Source organism: Nonomuraea candida (genome assembly GCF_000725485.1).
In the GTDB taxonomy this organism is placed as follows: Bacteria; Actinomycetota; Actinomycetes; order Streptosporangiales; family Streptosporangiaceae; genus Nonomuraea; species Nonomuraea candida.
Map to the genome: position 1 here is coordinate 159,771 of NZ_JOAG01000010.1, position 21,407 is coordinate 181,177.

The following is a 21,407-nucleotide window of genomic DNA, read 5'->3' on the forward strand; positions in this document are numbered from 1 at the left end:
GAGTCGTGCCGTGTTCGGCAACGGTACGGACCCGCGCTGGTGGGAGCGGCAGCGGGACTCGCGGAGGGAGCCGGCGGCTGGCCGGCTCCCGTCGGGCCGGTTCGAGATCGGCAAGGACGGCGCCGGCCTGCTCGTCGTGGGGTTCGACGGTTCGGGCCCGAGCCGCAACGCGCTGGCGTACGCGGCCGGGCTCGCCCGCAGGGACAACGCGGCGCTGCTCGTCGCGTTCGTGGAGGCGCTGAACACCGCCTCGCTCTGGTTCTTCGCCGGGTCGCCGATCCTCCCCGACTCGGCCGCGGACCTGACCGACGACCTCCGGGACGAGCTGCGCGGGGCCGGGGTGCCGTGGCAGTTCGTCAGCGTGCGCGGTGACACGGCGCGGGAGCTGGAGGCGCTGGCCGGGTCGTACCGGGCGGACGCGATCGTGGTGGGGCGCTCGCGTTCGTCGTGGCGGCGCTCGGTGGCGACGACCCTGGCGAAACGGGCGCGCCGTACGGTGCTGATAGTCCCCTGACCTGGCCCGACGTCGCATATGGTGGCCAGATGAAACGTGTCGCCACCATGGCGCTCGTGGTGCTGGGGTCCGTTTCGTGCGGCGCGGGAGGGCCGGCCACCGCGCCCGCGCCGGAGGCTTCCGCGCACCACGACCAGCCGCTCTCGCCTTCGCCCTCACCGTCACTCACGTCCCCGTCCGCTCCCGCGACGGCGTCGGGCTCGCCCACCTCGACGGCGCCGCCCGCGTTCGCCTCGAAGGTCTCGCCCGTCTCCCGCGACCGCCTGCCGCACTCGTGGCGGCCCGGCTGCCCGGTGCACTACCGGGATCTGCGGCTGGTCACGCTGTCGTACTGGGGCTTCGACGGCAAGCCGCACACCGGGGAGTTGGTGGTGCGCAAGACGGTCACCGACGACATCGAGAAGGTCTTCGAGAAGCTGTACGACTGGCGCTGGCCGATCCGGCAGATGAAGCTGGTGGACGCGTACAAGGCCGACGACTTCGACTCGATCGACGCCGACAACACCTCGGCCTTCAACTGCCGCCGGGCCACCGGGTCGAGCAACTGGTCGAACCACGCATACGGGGAAGCAATAGACATCAATCCCCGCGAGAACCCATATGTCACCGCAAGTGGCAGCACGGCACACGAAAATGCCGAGAAGTTCACAGAACGCCCAATGAAGGGTAAAGGGGTCATCAACCCCGGCGACCGCGTCGTTAAGGCGTTCGCCCAGGTCGGCTGGGAGTGGGGCGGCTACTGGTCGGGAGCCAAGGACTACCAGCATTTCTCCAAGGGCGGAGGCTGAACCTTGCGCCTCCGGACCCGCCTATCAGCCCTTCGCCCGCTGATAGTCCAGCCAGGCGCGCCCGGCCCTGGCGGCGCCGGCTCGCGCCTCCCGCACCTCCTCGGGGCCGTACCGCGCCTTGTACTCGCGGAACAGGGTCCACGCCGCAGCCATCCCGGCCACGCCCGCGCGCGGGGCGTCGTACTGGCACGCTGGAAGCCCCTCACGACAGGAAGGGCTCGATGATGCGTATCGGCGTGACCGGCCACATGAACCTCACTCCCGAGACGGCCCGCCTCGTCTCCGACGCTCTACGCGCGCATCTCGCCTCACTGGACGGCGACCTCGTGGGGGTGTCCTGCATCGCTCGCGGGGCGGACAGCCTGTTCGCCGAGGCCGTGCTCGCGGCCGGCGGGGACTTGGAGGTCGTTCTACCGTCGAGGGACTACCGCCACGCCAAGGTGAAGCCGGACCATGCCGAGCAGTTCGACCGGCTCATGACTGCGGTGACCGTCCGGTTCATGGACTTCGACCACGCCAGCCGCGAGGCGTACGAGGCCGCGAACGAGGCCGTGCTGTCCTCGATCGACGAACTGGTGGCCGTGTGGGACGGCCGGCCCGGAACCGGGCGCGGCGGCACGGCCGAGGTGGTGGCCGAGGCCCAAGATCGCGGCCTGCCCGTGACCGTCATCTGGCCGGACGGGGCCGCGCGAGAGTAGACCGTTGCCGCCGGTCCCCAACCAATGGCAGAAAGGTGTTCTGCACATCAGAGGCTCCGTTTGCCGAATCTTTCCGAGGCAGGAAAGCCCAGTGGGGACGACCAGCATTTCTCCAAGGGTGGAGGCTGAGAGAATTCGCTCATGGCGGCCAAGGACGGCGACGGGTGGGCCGTGTGCTCACAAGGTCACAGGCACTGGGGGCTGCACGGCGCGTCGGGGCTTCTCGTCGTGCATCATGACGCGGCCGGTGTGCCGTACGTGCTGATGCAGAAGCGCTCCTGGTGGAGCCACCACGGCGGCACGTGGGGGTTGCCCGGCGGCGCCCGCGACAGTCACGAGGACGCGGTCACCACCGCGCTGCGCGAGGCCCGCGAGGAGGCGGCGCTGGCCGGCGACGAGCTGCGGGTGCAGGGCGTCTACCTCGACGACCACGGCGGGTGGGCGTTCGAGACCGTGATCGCCGAGTCGGCCGAGCTGATCGCGGCGGCGCCCGCCAACGGCGAGAGCTCCGAGCTGCGCTGGGTGCGGCTGCCCGAGATCACCGAACGCCGGCTGCACCCCGGCTTCGCCGCGACCTGGGGCGAGGTGCGGGAGGCGATCCGGCCCGAGACCGTCGTGCTCGACGTGGCCAACATCGTCGGCGCGCGGGCCGAGCACGGCTGGTGGCGCGACCGGCTGGGGGCGGCCAACCGGCTGCTGCGCGAGATCTCCGGGCTGCGGCCGGCCCATCCGGTGCTGACGCAGTGGTATCCGCGGATGGTGGCGGTCGTGGAGGGCGCGGCCAGGAGCGCGCAGGAGGTGCCCGGGATCCAGGTGGTGGCCGCCACGGGGAGCGGCGACGACGCGATCGTGGACGTCGTGCGCCAGGCCCGGCCGTGGGAGCGGGTCATCGTCGTCACCGCCGATCGGGCGCTGAAGGAGCGGGTCGGCGCGCTGGGCGCCGAGACCAGGGGCCCGAAGTGGCTGCTGTCACAACTCGGCGGCGCATAGGCGAACAGCCGGGCAGGCGGGTAGCCGGGCAGGCGGGCAGGCGGGCAGGCGGGCGGATGGTGGCGACAGGCCGTCAGCGGACGGACGGCAGCGGGCGGCGTGCGAGGGGCCGTCACGGGTCGCGGGTCAGAGCTCGGAGGGGATCACCCGGTCGAAGGCGGCCTTGAGCCCTGTCACGTCGAGCACGCGTTGCAGCACCCCATGGACGCCCACGATGCATAAGGAGCCGGCGTGCGCCGAGACCCTGCGCTGATGCTCCACCAGCACCCACAGGCCGCTGGAGTCGCAGAACTCGAGCTTCCCGGCGTCGATCACGATCTCCACCCGGCCCTCGCCGAACAGCCGGACCAGGCAGTCCTTCAGCAGTGGCGCCGTGAGCTTGTCGAGATCACCGGTGAGGCGCACCAGCGCGTCGCTGCCACCGCGCTGCACCTCGACGTTGAGATCCGCCACCTCCTGAACGTACACCCCTGTCACCACAGCCGCTATCGTGGTTTCCGCACAGGAGGGTTCGCATAGTGGACGAGTGCAGCCGCCTTGAAAGCGGCCAGGTCAGCGATGGCCTCGTGGGTTCGAATCCCACACCCTCCGCTCACTCGCGGATGCCCGCGAACCCGTCGCCCACGCAGGCGGCGAGCTGCAGGAAGGCCTCCCTGGTCGGCTCCTGGAGCCGGTCGAGGTCGATCTCCGCCCCCTCCTCCAGGTGGGGGTCATAGGGCACCCTGATCACGGCGCGGCACCGGGCGGCGAAATGGGCCTCCAGCTTCTTGATGTCCACCGCCGACTTCGACCGGGGCCGGACGCTGCACAGCACCACGGTCGCGTTCTTCACCAGATCCGCGTAGTGGTGGGCCTCCAGCCAGTCGAGCGTGGCCGAGGCCGCCCTGGCGCCGTCCACCGACGGTGAGCTCACCAGCACGATCTGGTCGGCCAGCCCGAGCACGCCGCCCATGGCGGAGTGCAGCAGGCCGGTGCCGCAGTCGGTGATGCAGATCGAGTAGAAGTTCTCCAGCACCTGGGAGACGGCCTGGTAGTCGGCGCCGCTGAACGCCTCCGAGACCGACGGGTCGCGGTCGGAGGCCAGCACCTCCAGGCGCGACGGGGCCTGCGAGGTGAACGCCCGGATGTCGACGTACCGCTTGACCTGGTCGCGCTCGTTGAGCAGGTCGCGCACGGTGGCCGAGGTCTCCAGGACGAGCTTGTCGGAGAGCGTGCCCCGGTCGGGGTTGGCGTCGACCGCGATCACCCGGTCGCCGCGCATCTGGGCCAGGGTGGCGCCGAGGCCGACCGTGGTGGTGGTCTTGCCCACGCCGCCCTTCAGGCTCAGCACGGCCACGCGGTGGTGCCCGGCGGTGACCGGGGTGCGCGCCCTGGTGACGAGCTCGCGGCGGCGGCGCACCTCGGGCGACTCGCCCGGCTTGATCCAGCCGCCGGACGCCTTGTAGACCAGGCGGCGCCAGCCCTTGGAGGGGGCGTTGCGCCGTCCGCGAAGCAGGGACTCCGGGTCGAGGCTGTCGGCGGTCGGCCGGCCGGTGATCGGCGGCCTGGGGGAAGAGGTGAACACGGGGATCGGGGCCGGGCGGCGGTGCGGCTGCGTGACCGGCGGGATCTCCCGCTCGGCGGGCCGCCACTCGGGCTGCTCGCTCCGCTGCTGCCGGTCGGTCTGGGGATGCCCGGCTTGTGGATTGCCGGTTTGGGGGTGCCCGGTCCGAGAGTGCGCGGCGGGAGGATGTCCCGTCGAGGGATGCCCCGTCGAGGGATGCCCCGTCGAGGGATGCCCCGTCGAGGGATGCCCCGTCGAGGGATGCCCCGTCGAGGGATGCCCCGTCGCGGAATGTCCGGTCGGGGGATGCCCGGTCTGGAGCTGGTCGGCTTGGGAGCGCTCCTGCCACGGCTCGGTCTGCTGCGGGCCCGACTCGCTCCACTGCTGCCGCTCGGTGTGCGACTCGCCCCATTGGGGACGCTCCGGCTCGCTCCACTGCGGGCGCTCCGCCTGTGACTCGCCCCACGCGAGTTCCGGCTGCGACTCGGTCCACGCGGGGTGCTGTTCCTGGCCGGGCGCGTCGGGATCGCCCCACTGCGGGCGCTCGCCCCTCGGCAGGGTCTGCGACGGCTCCGCCCACTGCGGCAGGTCGGTGCGCGGCAGGGTCTCGGGGGACTCCACCTGCCGGACGGGGTTCTCGCCCGCGATCTCCGCACGTACGAACTCCGCGCCGGCGGACTCTCCGACGGGCTCCTCGTGTGCGGGCTCCGTGCGGGCCGGCTCCTCGGCCCAGGCCGGTGGCTCGTTGCGCGGATGGGTGCCGGCCCAGGCGCCGCCCTCGGCCCTCTCGACCGGCTCCTCCGTACGGGACTCGACCTCGGCCTGCGCCTGCCCGCTCGCCTCGGCCTGCGCCTGCCCGGCCGGCTCGGCAACGGAGGCGTGGCCAGGATCGGTGTGGCCGGGCTCGGCGTGGCCGGGCTCGGTGCGGCCGGCCTCGACGGCTCCGGCGTGGTCAGGGGCGGCGGCTCCGGCGTGGTCGGGCGCGACCGTCTCACCGCGGAGAGCCCCGGTGGTGCCCGGCTCGTCCTGGTCGGCGTGGCCGGGACCGGCCGGACCCGGCGGATCGGCGTGGAAATGGCCGGCCGGGTCGGTGTGGCCGGAGGCGGTCGTCTCGGTGCGGGCGGTCTCGTCGGCGGGCCGCGCGGCCTCGGCGGCCAGCCGCTCCACCTCGCGTGACCAGTCGGCCGTCACCGTCTCGTCGGCGGGCGGCGGCCACGACGTCTCCTCCGCCCGCTGGCCCGGCCCTGGCCGGCCGGTCTCCTGCTCGGGCGGCGTGAACGGCAGCGCGTACGTGTCGGTGTCGTCGGGACGCGGCAGCGGCCGCAGCGGAGCGTGGAAGGGATCCTCCACGTCCGGCGCCGAGGCCCCGGACCGCTCCTGGAACCCGGCCCCGTCCAGCCACTCCCCGGCCTCGCTCTCCCGCTCGGGGACCTCCTCGGCGGCCTCGGGGCCGTACACGGAGTCGACGGCCGCGCGGAACAGCGGCGGCGTCGGAGTGTCACTCTGCTGGGACGCCAGCAGCCACGGGTCCTGGGGGTACGGCGAGGCGACCGGCTCGTCGGCGGAGACAGCCGAGGCGCTGACAGGGACGGGGGCTTCGTCCGTCTCCTTGATGGCGTCCAGCCAGGCCAGCTGCTCCTCGAGAGATTCTTCTCGATCGTGTCTTGCCACCGTGTTCCCCCTCGGGTGGGTCTAAAGGGGCAGCAAATACCTTGCAGATTATCGCCATGGCTCACGGTCCAGCCCGGCAACCCACAACTTCTTTGCCCGGCTACCGTGGTCCGCATGCGAGCCATTGAGATCGCCAGCCCAGGCGGACCCGAGGTCCTGGAGTGGCGCGAGGTGCCGGAGCCGCACGTCGGGCGCGGGGACGTGCTCATCGACGTCGCCGCCTCGGCGGTCAACCGAGCCGACGTCATGCAACGCCAGGGATTCTACGACCCGCCGGCCGGGGCGCCGCCGTACCCGGGGCTGGAGGTCTCGGGCGTGGTGGCCGAGGTGGGCGCGGACGTGGAGCAGTTCAAGCCGGGTGACGAGGTGTGCGCGCTGCTCGCCGGCGGGGGTTACGCCGAGCGCGTGGCCGTACCGTGGCAGCAGGTCATGCCCGTGCCGGAGAAGGTGTCGCTGCGCGAGGCCGCCGGGCTGCCGGAGGTGGCGTGCACGGTCTGGTCCAACGTGTTCATGGTCGGGCGGCTGCGCCGGGGCGAGACGCTGCTGGTGCACGGCGGGGCCAGCGGGATCGGCACGTTCGCGGTGCAACTGGCCAAGGCGCTCGGCTCGCGCGTGGCCGCCACCGTCGGCTCGGCCGCCAAGGCCGAGCGCGTCAGGGAGCTGGGCGCGGACGAGGTCATCAACTACCGCGAGGAGGACTTCGCGGACAGGGTGCAGGCCGACGTCATCCTCGACATCATGGGCGCGAAATACCTCGCGCCCAACGTCCGGGCGCTGCGCACCGGCGGCCGGCTGGTGGTCATCGGGATGCAGGGCGGCCGCAAGGGCGAGCTCGACCTGGGCGCGCTGCTCGCCAAGCGCGCCTCCGTGCACGGCACGACGCTGCGCGCCCGCCCGGTGGACGAGAAGGGCGTCATCGTACGCAGCGTCGTCGACAACGTCTGGCCCCTGGTCGGAGCCGGTGCCGTGGGGCCCGTGGTGCACGCGGAGGTGCCCATGTCCGACGCCGCGCAGGCTCACCGGATGCTGGATTCGGGGGAGCACGTCGGCAAGATCCTGCTAGTACGGTGAGTGTTATGAATGCTGAGGACAACAACACCCCCCACATCGTGGTGGTGGGCCCCGACTTCCAAGGTGGTCAGGGCGATAACGGCGAGGACGATCGATCGGTCACCAACCTGGTCGAGCAGCCTGCCAAGGTGATGCGCATCGGCAGCATGATCCGCCAGCTTCTCGAGGAGGTCCGCGCGGCTCCCCTCGACGAGGCCAGCCGCAAGCGGCTGAAGGAGATCCACGAGTCCTCCATCAAGGAGCTCGAGGACGGGCTCGCGCCGGAGCTGGTCGACGAGCTGGAGCGGCTCTCGCTCCCGTTCACCGACGACAACGGCACGCCGCCGAGCGACGCGGAGCTGCGCATCGCGCACGCCCAGCTCGTGGGCTGGCTCGAAGGGTTGTTCCACGGCATCCAGACCACGCTGTTCGCGCAGCAGATGGCCGCGCGCGCGCAGCTGGAGCAGATGCGCAGGGCGCTGCCCGGTGTGCCGCACGGCGACGAGACGCAGCGTCCGCCCGGCGGTTCCGGCCCTTACCTGTAGCGGCGCCGCCGGTGGAGGCCCCGTCCGGGTGACGAGGGGGCTCCGCCGGCCGGGCCGAGGGCTCTTCCGGTCGCCAGGGGGCGGCGGCCGCTCGTGAAGCGGAGCCATCCGCAGGGCGGCTACGCGTAGAGCTTCTCGATCACCTGTGCGACGCCGTCGTCGTCGTTGGTCGCGGTCACGTGGTCGACCGCCGCCAGCACGTCGGGGTGCGCGTTCGCGACGGCGTACGACGTGCCTGCCCAGCTCAGCATGGGCAGGTCGTTCGGCATGTCCCCGAACGCGACGACCTGGGCCGGCTTGATCTCGTGCTGCCCGGCGAGCGCCGCCAGGGCCGTGGCCTTCGTCACGCCCTGGGCGCTCATCTCGATCAGGCCCCTGCGGCTGGAGTGCGTGGCCGTCACCAGGTGCCCCACCAGCTCGTGGACGATGGCCTGCAGCTCGTCGGCGCCCATGGCCGGATGCAGGGCCAGCAGCTTGGCGCACGGCCTGGCGGTCACCGAGTCGACCCGGACGGCTCCCGCGTGCCGGTCCAAGCCTCCTAGCAGGAAATCTGACTCATGCGCAAAACCGGCTTCATACTCGACCGAAAATACGAGTTCGGACACGTTCGCTCTTAGCTGAGCGACGACTTCCTCCAGTACGTCCACGGTGATGAGGTGAGATTCCACTATCCGTTCGGTATGGAGATCGTAGATCAGGGCCCCGTTGGCGCAGATGGCCAGGCCGCGGTGCCGCACGGCGCTCGCCACCCCGCCCATCCACCGGGGCGGACGCCCTGTCACGATGGCCAGCACGGCCCCGGATTCCTCGACCTTGCCGAAGGCGGCGACCGTGCGGGGAGACACGGTTCCGTCTGTGCGCAACGCGGTGCCGTCGAGGTCGGTGGCCACTAGACGCGGTGCGGGAAGACTGTGCATAACAGGTTCCAGTTTGCCCGGTGATGCCGCCTGACAGAAATCTTCCTAGGGACGGGAACACCAACGCGCCAGAATGGTGTTAGATGTGATGGCGTTGTATTAGCTGATCCCGTAGTGAAAACCAGCATGACTTTGTCTGAGCCACCCCGGGTGCTTGCTGTACGACACACCGGGACCCACGAGGTGTGGGTCCCATAGATTCACATCCTGAGGGAGAGCTTTTATGGCTCAGGGAACCGTCAAGTGGTTCAACGCCGAGAAGGGCTTCGGCTTCATCGCCCCGGACGGCGGTGCGCCGGACGTGTTCGTGCACTTCTCCGAGATCGTCGGCAACGGCTACCGCAGCCTTGAAGACGGCCAGCGGGTCGAGTTCGAGATCACGCAGGGCCAGAAGGGGCCGCAGGCCTCTCAGGTCCGAGCCATCTGACCTGTAGCAGCGAGATAGACCGGGGTTCGCTTCCAGCGGGCTCCGGTCTTTTGCTTGTGTCGGGGAGGTCACGGCTGTGACTCGACTCACACACGCGCCGAACCGGCGGGCCTCCGCCGCCCATCCACCTGGTATGAGGTACGCGTGGTTATGCCACCCCGTGACCGTCACCGGGGTGCTGGTGCTGCTCGTCAACGACCATCTGCTCAAACAGGCCTGGCCGGGGCCGGTCACCGGCAAGCTCAGCGACGTCGCCGGGCTCGTCGTGGCGCCCGCGCTGGTGTCGCTGCTGTTCCGGCGGCGGGCCGACCTGGCGGCGACCGTGCTCACAGGAGCGCTCTTCGCGGTCGTCAAAACGACGGAGACGGGCGCGGAGGCCGCCTCCCATGCCTGGACCCTCGTGGCGGGCCCGTCGCGCGTCCTGGCCGATCCCACGGACCTCCTGGCGCTTCCCGCGCTCGCCCTCGCCTGGTGGGCACGCCGCAGAAGCCTCGACCGCCCGCCGTCGGCCCGGTGGCGGATCGTCGTGACGGCGCCGCTGGCCGTCCTGGCGGTCGCCGCCACGAGCGCCACGCCCCCGCCGCCCTCGGCCATCTCCGTCGAGGTGGACCGCGACGGGCTGATCCACGTGCGCTCGCTCGGGGCACCGTCCTGGACCTCCGGTGACGGCGGCCTCACCTGGACGGATACGGACGGCGGACCGGCCATGGACGGCCGGCCGGTCAAGGAGGGGCAGAGCGCCATGTGCGTGCCCGGGCAGGCCACCCGGTGCTACCGCGTGGTCAAGGGCCGGATGGCGGTGGAGCAGTCGGACGACGGCGGCCGCACGTGGGAGCCGTCCTGGCAGGCGTCACAGGACGACCTGGCGCGGATGGCCAGGCGGTACGACCTCGACTGGATGAGCAGGGCCCACTCCGTCCCGGTCGGGCTCGCCTCCACGGCCCTGGCCGTGCAGGCGCGGCCCGGGGGCGGGCACGTCGTCGTGGTGGCCAACGGCCCCGCCGGCATCGTCGTACGTGACGCCTCGGGGGGCTGGCGGCACCTGGGCCGGCCGGGCGACGACCCCGCCGCCCTGGACCTGAGCCCCGAATCGGGCGTGGCGTTCTTCCTGGCGGCCTGCACGTTGCTCGGCGGGATGGGGGCCGGGCTGCGCCGCCACACCCGCGCCTACCTGACCTGCGCGACCGTCACCTGCCTGAGCCTGCTGGCGCTGCTCAACGGCGGCCTGGCGGGGGCGGGGAGCGTCTTCACGAGCGGGAACGCGTTCCCGCTCCACGGCTTCCTGCTCTTCGTCGTCCTCTCGGGCGCGGTGACGTGCCTGGTGCTGGCGTGCGCCGGCCGGGCCAGGCTCGTGCCCGTGACCGTCGGCCTGCTGGCCGCGCCGCTCGTCCACACGAGCGTCTATCTGCCGTTCCGGGGCTGGGCGGTGGGCACGCCGGACTCATATGGGGTCGCGGTCGCGCTGGCCGCGCTGCTGACCGGCCTCGTCCTGCTGGTGAGCGCCCTGCTCATCAGGAGGGACGCCCGCCGCGCGGACCCGCGTCCGGACGGCCGCTGACGGCGGCCGCCCGGGTGCGGGCTACTTGGCGGGCTGCAGGACGTCGAGCCCCACGTACGGGCGCAGCGCCTCGGGAACCACCACCGAGCCGTCGGCCTGCTGGTGGGTCTCCAGGATCGCCACGATCCAGCGGGTCGTGGCGAGGGTGCCGTTGAGCGTGGCCACGCTCTGGGGCTTGCCGTCCTTGTCGCGATAGCGGACGGCCAGCCTGCGGGCCTGGAACTCGGTGCAGTTGGAGGTCGAGGTCAGCTCGCGGTAGCGGCCCTGGGTGGGGATCCACGCCTCGCAGTCGAACTTGCGCGCCGCCGACATGCCGAGGTCGCCCGCCGCCGTGTCGATGACGCGGTAGGGCACCTCGATCTTGGCCAGCATCTCCTTCTCCCAGGCGAGCAGGCGCAGGTGCTCCTCGTGCGCGTCCTCGGGCCGCACGTAGGAGAACATCTCGACCTTGTCGAACTGGTGCACCCTGATGATGCCCCTGGTGTCCTTGCCGTACGAGCCCGCCTCGCGGCGGAAGCACGACGACCAGCCCGCGTAGCGCAGCGGCAGGTCGTCGGCGTTGAGGATCTCCTGGGCGTGGTAGCCCGCCAGCGACACCTCGGAGGTGCCGACCAGGTAGAGGTCGTCCTCGGGCAGCCGGTAGATCTCCTTGTCGTGGGCCACGTGGAAGCCGGTGCCCTGCATCGTCTCCGGCTTGACCAGCACCGGAGTGATCATCGGCGTGAACCCGGCCTCGATCGCCTGCTGCATCGCCATGTTGAGCAGGCCGAGCTGCAGCCGCGCGCCGACGCCCTTGAGGAAGAAGAAGCGCGAGCCGGACACCTTGGCCCCGCGCTCCATGTCGATGGCGCCGAGCGCCTCGCCGAGCTCCAGGTGGTCCTTCGGCTCGAAGTCGAACTGCCTGGGCTCGCCGTGCGTCTCGAGCACCACGTAGTCGTCCTCGCCGCCGGGCGGGGCGCCCTCCTCGACGAGGTTGGGCACCGTCTGGAGCAGGTCGTCCAGCTCGGCGCCGAGCTTCTCCGCCTCGGACTCGGCCGACTTGACCTGGCCCGCGAGCTCCTTGGCCCGCTGGAGCAGGGCGGACTTCTCCTCGCCCTGCGCCCTGGAGACCGACTTGCCCATGCTCTTCTGCTCTGCGCGCAGAGACTCGAACGAGGTCAGCGCGGATCGGCGGCGCTCGTCGAGGTCGAGCAGCGTGTCGACGACCGAGTCGTCCTCACCGCGGGCACGCTGCGACGCCCGTAGCCGGTCGGGGTCCTCACGAAGGGTACGCAGGTCAATCACAAGGAAAGGCTACCGGCGCGGGAGGGCCCCACGCCCCTGGTTTCCCACCGGCCACCCGCCCTCACCCCTGTGAGGGCGGCCGGCCGGGGCCGCGCTCAGACCTGGCCGGTACGGATCCGCGCCAGCCAGTCGCCCGCCTCGGCGAACTCCCGGTCGGACGTGCCCCGCTTGATCTGCGGCACGATGCCGTCGGCCCGCGGGTAGCTGCCCAGGAAGCGCACCTCGCCGCAGATCCGGTGCAGCCCGGCGATGGCCTCGCCGACCCGCGCGTCGGCGATGTGCCCCTCGAAGTCGAAGTGGAAGAAGTAGCGCCCGATCCCGTCACCGGTCGGCCGCGACTCGATGCGCGTCAGGTTGACCCCGCGCACGGAGAACTCGGTCAGCATCTCCAGCAGCGCGCCCGGGTGGTCGTCGGCCAGGAAGACCACCAGCGTGGTGCGGTCGGAGCCGGTCGCCGCCGGGAGCGGCGCGGGCCGGCCGACCTTGACGAACCGGGTCACGGTGTCGGACCGGTCGCCGATGTCGGTGGCCAGCTCCACCAGCCCGTAGTGCTCGCCGGCGATGCGGGCGGCGATCGCGGCGTCGTACGGCGAGCCGGGCAGCGAGACCTCCTGCGCGGCGGCCGCGGTCGAAGGCGCGGCGACCACGACGGCGTCGGGCAGCTCGCGGGCGATGAAGTTGCGGCACTGCGTGATGGCCGCGGGATGGGTGTAGACCCGCTTGATGTGGGGGATCTCGGTGTCGGGCCGGGCCAGCAGCGAGAACTGCACGGGCAGCAGCAGCTCGGCGTCGATCAGCAACGGCTCGCCCCAGGCGAACTCGTCGAGGGTCGTCGTGATCGCGCCCTCGATGGAGTTCTCCAGCGGCACCACGGCGCCGTCGGCGTCACCGGTGCGGGCGGCGTTGAGCGCGGCGCTGACGGTCGCGCAGGGCAGTCGCTCGGCGGTGGGGTCGAGGAGCCTCAGGGCCTCTTCGGTGAAGGTCCCTTCCGGTCCGAGATAGGCGAGTCTGGGCATGGACCCAGACTATCCGCAGGTGAAGACTTCCCAGCGGATCTTTTACCCAAGCGTTGAACACGCAGCTCGCGCCCCCTGCCCCGAACTCGCCGCTCCCGCACGGCCGCCGACGCCCGCACGGCCGCCGACGCCCGCACGGCCGCCGATACCCGTACGGCCGCCGATACCCGCACGCCACCCGGGAGGGGGCCTACAGCGACTCGGAGGCCGGGCACGCGACCAGCGGCCCGTGCCCCAGCCTGGCGGCCCGCACCGCCTCTTCCTCCTCCGGCGACAGCGGCTGCTGCCCCTTGCCGCCCACCACCGTCCGCACGTACGTACGCGTCTCGCTGCGCCCGTTGATGGAGGTCAGCACGATCCCGTCGCCCAGCCCGTTGATCATGGCCACCGAGAACGACAACCGCCCGGTCATCTCCGACAGCGCGTCGTAGCGGCACACGGCCACGTCCCGGATGGCCCTGAGATCACCACGGCCCTCGCTGAGCTGCCGGAACAGCAGGTGCCGGCAGTCCTCGACCGTGGCCCTGGCCTGGCGCGACGCCAGATATCCCAGCAATACGCCGCTGACCCCTGCGACGACGCCCACGATCACCCCTGCGGTAACGAGCACGGCACAGAGGGTAGTGCCCGGTCAAGTGATCTGTCGGCGTTTCGGCAGCCAGGACGTCAACAACCACACCAGCGCCAGCGCGCCGAGCCCGTACCCGTTCTGGACGATCTTCCCCAGCACCAGGCTCACCCCCGGTATCTCGGCCGCCTTGAGCGAGACCCCCCACCAGGGCACCGGCACCACGTAGTACAGCCACACCCCCGCCGCGACCCGCAGCCGCACCGGATCGCGCCCGTCGCCCACGATGGCCGCGAGCACCACGACCACCCAGGCCAGGTGGTGGATCCAGGCGACCGGCGACAGCAGCACGGCCATCAGCCCGACGAGCGCGACCGCCGTGAGCCCGTCACCCGCCCGGTACGCCGCCAGCGCCCCCCGGAACCCGAACCACCCGACCACGGCCACGAGCACCGCCCAGATGGCCGTCGTCAGCAGGTCGGGCAGGTAGAGCCGGATCAGCATGCCGCGCATCGACTGGTTGGTGGTGGCCGCGTTCGCGCCCAGGCGTTCGGGGTCGAGCAGCGCCGAGAACCAGAAGTCCACCGCGTCCTGCGGAATCACCGCGAACGGCAGCAGCGTCAGCACCGCGGCCACGAACGACGCCATGAAGAACGTCCGCCACTGCCTGGTGACCAGCAGGTAGATCAGGAAGACGCCGGGCGTCAGCTTGACCGCCGTGGCCAGCCCGATCAGGAACCCGCGCGGCCACCACGGCCGCCTGGCCACGCAGTCGGCCAGGCACAGGGCGACCAGCAGGATGTCCACCTGGCCGAACCGCACCTGGTCCCTGATCGGCATCAGGTAGGTGCAGGCCACCATGAGCAGCGCGAACACCCACGGCGCGTACCCGCGCGACGACTCCCGCCCCAGCACCTGCCGGAACGCGAACCCCACGGTCACGGCCAGCGCCACGAAGATCCCCGCCGTCCACACCCACTGGGCCGTCTCCCACGACATCAGGGCCAGCACCACGGCCAGCATCGCGGCGATGGGCGGGTACGTGAACGGCAACAACTGCGGCGCGGGCGTGACGTAGTCGTACACCGGCCGGCCTTCGAGGAGCATCTGCCCCCCGGTACGGTAAACGTCGAGGTCGACCAGGCGTTGGTCGTCCGGATTGGTGAGCCATCCGTGCACCAGGGGGGCCGCGGCCGCCACGACGACGAGGGCCGCCACCACCCACGCCCACCACTGCCGCCGTCTCACCCGCACCTCGCCACTTGTCACGGTGTGGCACGTTACCGTGGCTGTTGTTGATCGAGGGGCAGACTACTGGGGGTCCGCACATGCCGAACGCCACACCGTACCCGCCAAAGGTCCGGTATGCGTCGCACCCCCACCCCGCCCGTCCCGCTCCCCTTGGCCACCAGGTCGGCCCTGGCCGGCGCGCGGCCGGCCCCGCACGCCTCGTGGACCTCGGCCCCCGCGTCGGGCGTCCGGCCGGCCTCGGCCGGCGTCTCGCCCTCCTGCTCCTCGCCGTGCTCTCGCCCTGCCTCCTCGCCGCCCCCGCCACGGCTGCGCCCCTCCCCGCCACCACCCCCGTCCTGAGCGCCGGCGCCGCCGGCGGAATCGGAACCCCCAACGCAACCGGGATGGCCGACGGAACCGGGGCCCCCTACGCAACCGGGATCGCCGGCGGGACCGGGGCCCCCTACGCAACCGGGATCGCCGGCGGGACCGGGGCCCCCTACGCAACGGGGATGGCCGGCGGGACCGGGGCCAGCCGCGGAATCGAGGCGACCGGCGGGAGCGAGGTGGGTCACGGTGCCGCCGTGGCCGATCGGGCGGGCGAGGCGAGTGTCGTCGCCGACCGGCGGCGGGTGGCCCTGATCGGCGTTCCGGGGCTGGAGTGGAGCGACCTGGACGAGACGAGGACCCCGCACCTGTGGCGGCTCGTGGGGCAGGGGGCCTCGGGCTCGCTCTCCACCCGGACCGTGCCGCCCCCCGACCGGGGCATCACCTGCCCCGCGTCCGGCTGGCTGACGGTCTCGGCGGGGCAGCGGGCGGGCACGGAAGGCAAGGGCTGCCAGGCGGCTCCCGTTCCCCGGGCCGACGGTGAGAGTGCCACGGTGCCGGGGTGGGACGCGCTGGCCGCGTACCAGGCCGAGACCGGCTACGACGCCCGGATCGGCACGCTCGGCCAGGCCGTCGCGCACGGTGGAGGGAAGGTCGCCGCGATCGGTCCCGGCGCTGCGCTGGCCGCAGCGGACAAGACCGGAAATATCACCAAATACTCTCCCACTCTCGACGGCCTCGGCGATCCCACCGCCTACGACCTGATCGTCTTCGAGGCCGCCGACCTCGCCGACGCCTGGCAGCGGCAGCCCCTCGACGAGTACGGCGTTCCCGCCGCCCTCCCCGCCGCCGCCCGCCGCGCCGCGGTGAGCCAGGCGGACCGGCAGATCGGCGCGCTGATCGGCCGGCTGCCCGCGACCACCACCGTCCTGGTCGCAGGCGTCTCGGACGTCACCCCGAACGCCCACCTCCACGTCGCCATCGCCGCCGGCCCCTCCCCGGACGGCCGGCCGTATCGCCAGGGCCGCCTCACCGCCACCTCCACCCGCCAGGACGGCCTGGTCGCGATCACCGACCTCACCGCCACCACCATCCAGCTCCTGGGCCTGCCCGCGGCCCGGGAGGTGGTCGGCCGCCCCTGGCAGGCGGGCGGGCCCGCCCCCGCCGCGCCGTCCGAGACGGTGACGGAGCTGGCGGACGCGGACCTGGCCAGCCAGGTGCTCCGTGAGGTACGCGGCCCCTTCTTCACCGTCCTGGTCACCGTCCAGCTCCTCTTCTACGCCTTCGCCGCCCTGGCCCTGCGCCGCCGCACCCGCATCCCCGCAACCCCGCCCACACCTGGGAAGTCGCGTGGCTCCGGCGCGCACGCCGGAACCGACGGCACGGCTGCGCGTCCCGAAGGCCACGGGACAGACGCCCATCCCGGCCCCTCCGGCACGAACGCACCCGCCGGGCTGCCCGGGGACGGACAGCCCGGAACCGCCGACGCAGGCGAGCAGCCCGGAATTCCCGACGCAAGCGGACAGCCCGACACCCCCAGCGCAGGCGGACAGCCCGGAACCCCCGACGCGGGCGGACAGCCCGGAATCCCAGGCGCGGGGGCGCATGCCGGAGCCTTCGGCATGGGCGCGCACGCTGGCGCCTTCGGCGCGGGGGCGCACGGGCGGGAGGCGGCGGGGGCTTCCAGGCTGCTCACGGCCGTGCAGATCGTCGCCGTGGTCAGCGGGGCCATCGCCGTGTCCACCTTCCTGGCCCAGCTCGTGCCCTGGTGGACCTTCCCCGTGCCGATGTTGTCGGTGATCGTGACGATCCTCGCCATCGCCGGCCTCATCACCGCGCTCGCCTTCGCCGGCCCCTGGCGCGCGCACGTGCTCGGCCCCCTCACCGCCGTCGCCGCCATCACCTCGATCGCCCTGCTGCTCGACGTCATGACCGGCTCCAAGCTGCAGGTGAACGCCGTGACCGGCTACGAGCCGGTGACCGGAGGGCGCTTCTACGGCTTCAGCAACATCGCCTTCGCCGTCTACGCCACGGGCACCATCCTCGGCCTGGCCGGGGTGGCGCAGTGGCTGCTGCGACGGAACGTGTCGAGAGGCGTGGTCGTGGCGTTGTGCGGGGTCTACGGGGCATTCGCGATCTTCGCGGACGGATGGCCTTCGTGGGGCGCGGACTTCGGCGGTGTGCCGGCGTTCGTGGTCGGCCTGGCCGTCTTCCTGATCCTGCTCTCCGGCAAGCGGGTCTCCCCGCTGAGGCTCCTGCTCGTGGGCCTGGCAGGGGCCGTGATCGTGGGTGTGCTCTCCCTGGTCGACTGGCTGCGCCCGGAGACCCAGCGCACTCACCTGGGCAATTTCGTCCAGCAGATCATCGACGGCCAGGCGTGGACCGTCATCGGCCGCAAGTTCGGCGCCATGATCGGCGTCACGGTGGGCAACTGGTCACTGACCCTCCTCTCGCTGGTCGCGCTGGCGTTTCTCTTCCTCGTGCTGGCCCGCCCGTCACGCTGGGGCGCCTCCTCGCTCGGCCAGGCCTACCACCTGGCCCCGACGCTCAGAGCGGGCCTGTTCGGCGCCCTGACGTGCGCCTTCGTCGGCTTCCTGATGAACGACTCGGGCATCGCCATTCCCGCTATGGCGCTGACGGTGGCCGTGCCGCTGACGCTCGCGGCCTGCGTGCGCGCCCTGCAGCTCGCCATGCCCACACCACCAGCGCCACGGTCAGAGCGAGCAGAACCCAGGCGAGCCGGGGCCTGAGCTCGCCGCTGAGCCACGCCAGATCGCCCGGCACGCCGTCCACCCTCGCGGGCAGGTAGGCCAGCGACAGGACCAGCAGGTGCGCGACCACGAACGAGTCGAGGGCCGAGGCCGTGACCAGCGCCAGCATCCCGAACGCCAGGCCGTCGTACCAGGGCAGGATGTACGGCGTGGCGAACAGGTAGGCCACCACCAGCCCCGCCGCCACCACCGGCGCGTCCAGCCCCCGACCCGCCCCGGGGAGACCCCCGCTCGCCCGGGGCGGCGCAGGGAGGCTGCCGCTCGTCCAGCGTGCGCGCGAGGCCAGGCGGAGCAGGGACCAGGCGATGAGGGCCAGCAGCAGGAGCGAGCCGACCTGGATCTCGCCGCGGTATGCGCTCCCGGGGCCCACGATCCCCTGGAGCCAGCCCTGGACGAGCTTCCAGAGCGAGGCATGCGAGATCGCCTTGCTCGTGCGGGTCATCGGCGCGATGGCCTCGGGCCCGACGATCGCGTATCCGGCGACCACGACCGCGACGGCACACCCCGCCATCAGGGCCAGGCGGGCGGGACGGCGGCGCAGCTCCCAGGCCGGGCCCAGGGCCACGAGGCCGGCGTTGACCTTGACGGCCACCCCGAGCCCGAGCAGCGCGCCCGAGCCGGCGGGCCGGCCCCTCGCCAGGAGCGCGGCGACCATGCAGGCGATGGCGAGCGTGTCGACGTGCATGCCCGCGACCAGGTGGTAGAGCAGGAGGGGATTGGCGGTCCAGAGCAGGGCCCCGCGCATCCGCCTGACCGGGTCGTCCCGCGTGAAACGGTCGATGAGCAGGCCCGTCACGATGAACGCGGCGGCGTTGAACAGGGCCAGCACGAACATCGTCAGCCGGAGCGAGTCGTCGCCGACCCAGCTCGCCACCGCCTGCAGGGCCGTGGCCACCGGGCCGTAGACGCTCGGCTCCTCACGCCACGGCCGCTCCACCGCGTCGGCGATCGGGTCGCCGGGCAGATCGACCGCGCCATGCGTGTACGGGTTGAGGCCCAGCGTCACCATGCGCCCGTAAGCGGCGTAGTTGAGGTGGTCGCCGGAGCCCGAGGGCGGCAGGAACGCCAGGATGCCCGCCGCCACGCACCCGGCCGTCACCAGCACCCGCACGCCCGGCAGGCCCCGCCACCAGCTCTCCGGGGAGGCCGGGGAGGCCGGGGCGCCGGCGGGATCTCGCAGTGACCACAGCGCGGCGAGCAGGCCCAGGCCGCCCAGGACGACGGCGGCCGCCGCCAGGACGATCACCAGGTGCGGGTCCGGCGCCACGTCGAGGGAGTAGGGCGGATGCCAGCCGGGGCCGCCCAGGGCCGGGACCATCGGCGACGGGCCGAGGAGCCCGATGGTGATCGTCAGCAGGATCGAGACGCCGATCGCCGCCGCGGCCGGCCCGCCCGGCCGGCCTCGTGCTCTTGGGTGCCGCGTCTCCGAAGTCACCGGGAAATTCCAGCACACTCGCGGTACGCCCTCGCCCGAAGCCCGCCCGCCTGTGGACAACGCCCCCTGAAGCTCCGCCGCCTGTGCACAACCCGCCCGCGAACTCATGTGGCCTGCGCGGCGCCCCCACCCTGGGGACACTCGGCGCGCCCCGGAGTCCAGGTCTATGGACGGAGGCTCCGTGCGGATGCAGAAGGGTCTCACGCGCCCGGTCGACAACAGGCGGCGGCCGTCGGCGCGCGCAGCAGGCGCGGACGGCCGGCGACCGACGCGGGCAGCAGGCGTGAGGGCGACAGGCGAGGGTCGGCGGGTGGCCGGCTGGCGGTGGCTGGGGGTGAGGTCAGTGTTTGGGGCGGAGTTTGTCGAGGTTCTGGACGACCATCGGCTCGCGTACGGCCAGGGCGCGCGCCACGTCCCGCAGTTGCCGCGCCCGGTGGAGCTGTGCCCGCCAGTCGGTCCCCGTGGCCCGGTGGGCCATGTCGACCTCGACCTCGGTGATCCGGTATCCCTTGCGCAACAGGTCGATCGTCAGCGCCGTCTCCACCCCGAACCCGTGCGCCAGCGGCCTGGCCGCCTCGAAGGCCGCCCTGGTGAGGCAGCGCTGCCCGTTGAGCGGCTGGGCGGGCGTGAAGCCGGTGGCACGGCGGATGCCCTCCTTGGACAGGCGCACCACTAAGCCGTGCCCGCCGAGCTTGACCCTCGTCGCGAAGACGGCGATGGTCATGTCGGCCTCGCCCGCGCGTACGGGCTCGATGAGCGGGGCGGCGGCGCGGGCCGTCTCGCCCAGGTCGGCGTCGAGGAAGAGGAGGTGGCGAGGCGCGTCGTCCTCGTCGAGGAGGCGCACGGCCTCGGCCCCCGTCTCCATGGCGGCGGCCTTGCCCCGGTTGCGGCTGTGGCGGACCACCCGCGCCCCGGCGGCGCGCGCCACCCTGCCGGTCCGGTCGGCGGACCCGTCGTCGACGACCACGACGAGATCGACGCCGGGCAGGGCCGCGGCGGCCGTGACGGTGGCCGAGATGCGGTCGGCCTCGTTGACGGCCGGGATGATGACCGCGGTGTCGCCTCTCACCGGCCCTCACTTCCGCGGCCGGGCACGCACCTGATCATGATCCCTCGGCGATGAGGAACTCCTGCGGCACCTCTTCGTGCACGGTGAACACGGAGTCGAGCCCCGTGACCTGCAGGATCTTGCGTACGGCGGGCCGCGGCGCGGCCACCTCCAACGTCCCTCCCTGCTCTTTCATGCGCTTGAGCGCCGAGAGCAGCACGTTCATCCCCGTGGAGTCGCAGAAATCCACGGCGGACATGTCGATGACCACCCGGCTCGGCCCGTCCTGCAGCAGCCGAGTGAACTCGGACTGCAGGTGAGGCGCCGTATAGAGGTCGATTTCTCCGGTGATGGCAACGAGTGCGCACCCGGCATGTGATCGAGTCGAGACCTTGAGCTCCACATGGGCAGGCTAGCGGCGCGGAGGCTTCCGGTCACGTTGTCACGCCGATAGGGGAACGACAGGTTTTTGTCCTCCGTTTGGGCTCCATGAAAACGGAGAGTACGCGAAGCTTGACAGCGTGACACGGGAACCGGCACGGCTTCATGGCGAAGGAGGGGCTGGGGCACGACCGACGGGCCCCGCATCGATGAATGCAGACAAACCCGAAGACGCTCAGCGCCAGGGGCTCAGAGAACGCCTGGAGACCATCCTCATCAGCACAGAGAAGGCGACGTCATGGCATGACGAAGCAGGACGCCTGCGCGCCCTGGTGAACCACGAGGGCTACGTGCCCATCCGCACCCGGCTGGCGGTCGAGGACCTCGACTTCCTGGCCACGGCCCGCACCGAGCTGCTCAGGTTCTCGGAGCTCGGGCTCAGGTTGCTCGATCTCCACCAGCCGCGCGACGCGGGGGGCATCACGAGCGACACCGCCCATCCGATCCTGCGGTGCCGCAGTTGCATGTGGCGCTGGCCCTGCCCGACGTTCCGCGCCATGTCGGAGTCGTTCGGCGCCCTCCGCGACCATCCGGAGAGCGTCTGAAGGACCTCGAAGCGCCAGCCGGAGAGCATCCGGAGAACCTT

General features: G+C 72.2%; 20 protein-coding genes, 1 tRNA gene and 2 pseudogenes. 11 read left to right on the forward strand and 12 right to left on the reverse strand.

The window, feature by feature from the left end; all coding sequences use genetic code 11:
• Window positions 1-10 precede the first annotated feature (10 nt).
• A complete protein-coding gene (locus tag IO39_RS10530) occupies window positions 11-514 on the forward strand; it encodes a universal stress protein (RefSeq protein ID WP_052422701.1) in 504 nt (167 codons plus the stop codon).
• Between the two features lie 29 nt (window positions 515-543).
• A complete protein-coding gene (locus IO39_RS10535; protein WP_245641900.1) occupies window positions 544-1,302 on the forward strand; it encodes a M15 family metallopeptidase in 759 nt (252 codons plus the stop codon).
• A 24-nt stretch (window positions 1,303-1,326) separates the two neighbouring features.
• Here IO39_RS10535 and IO39_RS58835 read toward each other — a convergent pair whose 3' ends face one another.
• On the reverse strand, window positions 1,327-1,455 hold the full coding sequence (locus IO39_RS58835; protein ID WP_281200070.1) for a hypothetical protein: 129 nt from the start codon (window positions 1,453-1,455) through the stop codon (window positions 1,327-1,329).
• Between the two features lie 68 nt (window positions 1,456-1,523).
• Between IO39_RS58835 and IO39_RS10540 the strand changes: the two genes are divergently transcribed.
• Together IO39_RS10540 and IO39_RS10545 are read left to right on the forward strand one after the other, a co-directional pair.
• A complete protein-coding gene (locus tag IO39_RS10540) occupies window positions 1,524-2,000 on the forward strand; it encodes a hypothetical protein (protein ID WP_043619741.1) in 477 nt (158 codons plus the stop codon).
• Between the two features lie 141 nt (window positions 2,001-2,141).
• Entirely contained in the window at window positions 2,142-2,990 is an 849-nt protein-coding gene (locus IO39_RS10545; RefSeq protein ID WP_043619743.1) for an NUDIX domain-containing protein, read from the forward strand.
• Window positions 2,991-3,116: 126 nt separating this feature from the next.
• On the opposite strand, the gene IO39_RS10550 is transcribed toward IO39_RS10545, so the two are convergent.
• A complete protein-coding gene (locus tag IO39_RS10550; RefSeq protein WP_063765245.1) occupies window positions 3,117-3,470 on the reverse strand; it encodes an STAS domain-containing protein in 354 nt (117 codons plus the stop codon).
• A 24-nt stretch (window positions 3,471-3,494) separates the two neighbouring features.
• Between IO39_RS10550 and IO39_RS10555 the strand changes: the two genes are divergently transcribed.
• Window positions 3,495-3,581: transfer RNA gene (locus IO39_RS10555), tRNA-Ser, on the forward strand.
• 1 nt (window position 3,582) lies between these two features.
• Here IO39_RS10555 and IO39_RS59625 read toward each other — a convergent pair.
• Together IO39_RS59625 and IO39_RS59630 are read right to left on the reverse strand one after the other, a co-directional pair.
• Window positions 3,583-4,554, reverse strand: a complete 972-nt coding sequence (locus IO39_RS59625; RefSeq protein WP_369332888.1) for a MinD/ParA family ATP-binding protein — start codon at window positions 4,552-4,554, stop codon at window positions 3,583-3,585.
• A 211-nt stretch (window positions 4,555-4,765) separates the two neighbouring features.
• Window positions 4,766-4,945: pseudogene (locus IO39_RS59630) on the reverse strand (hypothetical protein); the annotation flags it as partial.
• 1,373 nt (window positions 4,946-6,318) lie between these two features.
• Here IO39_RS59630 and IO39_RS10565 point away from each other — a divergent pair.
• Both IO39_RS10565 and IO39_RS10570 read left to right on the forward strand, forming a co-directional pair.
• Window positions 6,319-7,275 carry an NAD(P)H-quinone oxidoreductase gene (locus tag IO39_RS10565; RefSeq protein ID WP_043619745.1) on the forward strand — a complete coding sequence of 319 codons (957 nt, stop codon included), beginning with the start codon at window positions 6,319-6,321 and terminating at the stop codon, window positions 7,273-7,275.
• 5 nt (window positions 7,276-7,280) lie between these two features.
• Window positions 7,281-7,799, forward strand: coding sequence for a bacterial proteasome activator family protein (locus IO39_RS10570; RefSeq protein WP_043619747.1), 519 nt, complete (start codon window positions 7,281-7,283; stop codon window positions 7,797-7,799).
• A gap of 119 nt (window positions 7,800-7,918) precedes the next feature.
• On the opposite strand, the gene IO39_RS10575 is transcribed toward IO39_RS10570, so the two are convergent.
• Complete coding sequence (locus IO39_RS10575) at window positions 7,919-8,716, reverse strand: HAD family hydrolase (protein WP_043619748.1); 798 nt, start codon at window positions 8,714-8,716, stop codon at window positions 7,919-7,921.
• A gap of 223 nt (window positions 8,717-8,939) precedes the next feature.
• Here IO39_RS10575 and IO39_RS10580 point away from each other — a divergent pair, with 223 nt between their 5' ends.
• Together IO39_RS10580 and IO39_RS50460 are read left to right on the forward strand one after the other, a co-directional pair.
• Window positions 8,940-9,143: a cold-shock protein gene (locus IO39_RS10580; protein WP_043619750.1), complete on the forward strand. Its 204-nt coding sequence runs from the start codon at window positions 8,940-8,942 to the stop codon at window positions 9,141-9,143.
• Window positions 9,144-9,276: 133 nt separating this feature from the next.
• Entirely contained in the window at window positions 9,277-10,701 is a 1,425-nt protein-coding gene (locus tag IO39_RS50460; RefSeq protein ID WP_157548160.1) for a hypothetical protein, read from the forward strand.
• A 21-nt stretch (window positions 10,702-10,722) separates the two neighbouring features.
• Here IO39_RS50460 and serS read toward each other — a convergent pair whose 3' ends face one another.
• The 4 genes from serS to IO39_RS10605 form a co-directional block, all read right to left on the reverse strand.
• Window positions 10,723-11,985, reverse strand: coding sequence for a serine--tRNA ligase (serS, locus tag IO39_RS10590; protein WP_043619752.1), 1,263 nt, complete (start codon window positions 11,983-11,985; stop codon window positions 10,723-10,725).
• A 95-nt stretch (window positions 11,986-12,080) separates the two neighbouring features.
• Entirely contained in the window at window positions 12,081-13,001 is a 921-nt protein-coding gene (gene pheA / locus IO39_RS10595; protein WP_043619753.1) for a prephenate dehydratase, read from the reverse strand.
• A gap of 190 nt (window positions 13,002-13,191) precedes the next feature.
• Window positions 13,192-13,611 (reverse strand): DUF4446 family protein, encoded by a 420-nt coding sequence (locus IO39_RS10600; RefSeq protein WP_052422704.1) that lies wholly within the window; start codon window positions 13,609-13,611, stop codon window positions 13,192-13,194.
• Between the two features lie 21 nt (window positions 13,612-13,632).
• Entirely contained in the window at window positions 13,633-14,838 is a 1,206-nt protein-coding gene (locus tag IO39_RS10605) for a glycosyltransferase 87 family protein (protein WP_245641901.1), read from the reverse strand.
• 545 nt (window positions 14,839-15,383) lie between these two features.
• Between IO39_RS10605 and IO39_RS57580 the strand changes: the two genes are divergently transcribed.
• Window positions 15,384-17,876 carry an ICP22 family protein gene (locus IO39_RS57580; protein WP_245641902.1) on the forward strand — a complete coding sequence of 831 codons (2,493 nt, stop codon included), beginning with the start codon at window positions 15,384-15,386 and terminating at the stop codon, window positions 17,874-17,876.
• A gap of 298 nt (window positions 17,877-18,174) precedes the next feature.
• Here IO39_RS57580 and mptB read toward each other — a convergent pair.
• The 3 genes and pseudogenes from mptB to IO39_RS10635 form a co-directional block, all read right to left on the reverse strand.
• Window positions 18,175-19,440, reverse strand: a pseudogene (mptB, locus tag IO39_RS57585) (polyprenol phosphomannose-dependent alpha 1,6 mannosyltransferase MptB); the annotation flags it as partial.
• Between the two features lie 232 nt (window positions 19,441-19,672).
• A complete protein-coding gene (locus tag IO39_RS10630; RefSeq protein WP_043619765.1) occupies window positions 19,673-20,401 on the reverse strand; it encodes a glycosyltransferase family 2 protein in 729 nt (242 codons plus the stop codon).
• 34 nt (window positions 20,402-20,435) lie between these two features.
• Window positions 20,436-20,783, reverse strand: coding sequence for an STAS domain-containing protein (locus IO39_RS10635; RefSeq protein ID WP_052422705.1), 348 nt, complete (start codon window positions 20,781-20,783; stop codon window positions 20,436-20,438).
• A 187-nt stretch (window positions 20,784-20,970) separates the two neighbouring features.
• Between IO39_RS10635 and IO39_RS50465 the strand changes: the two genes are divergently transcribed.
• Window positions 20,971-21,366 carry a hypothetical protein gene (locus tag IO39_RS50465; RefSeq protein ID WP_052422706.1) on the forward strand — a complete coding sequence of 132 codons (396 nt, stop codon included), beginning with the start codon at window positions 20,971-20,973 and terminating at the stop codon, window positions 21,364-21,366.
• Window positions 21,367-21,407 lie beyond the last annotated feature (41 nt).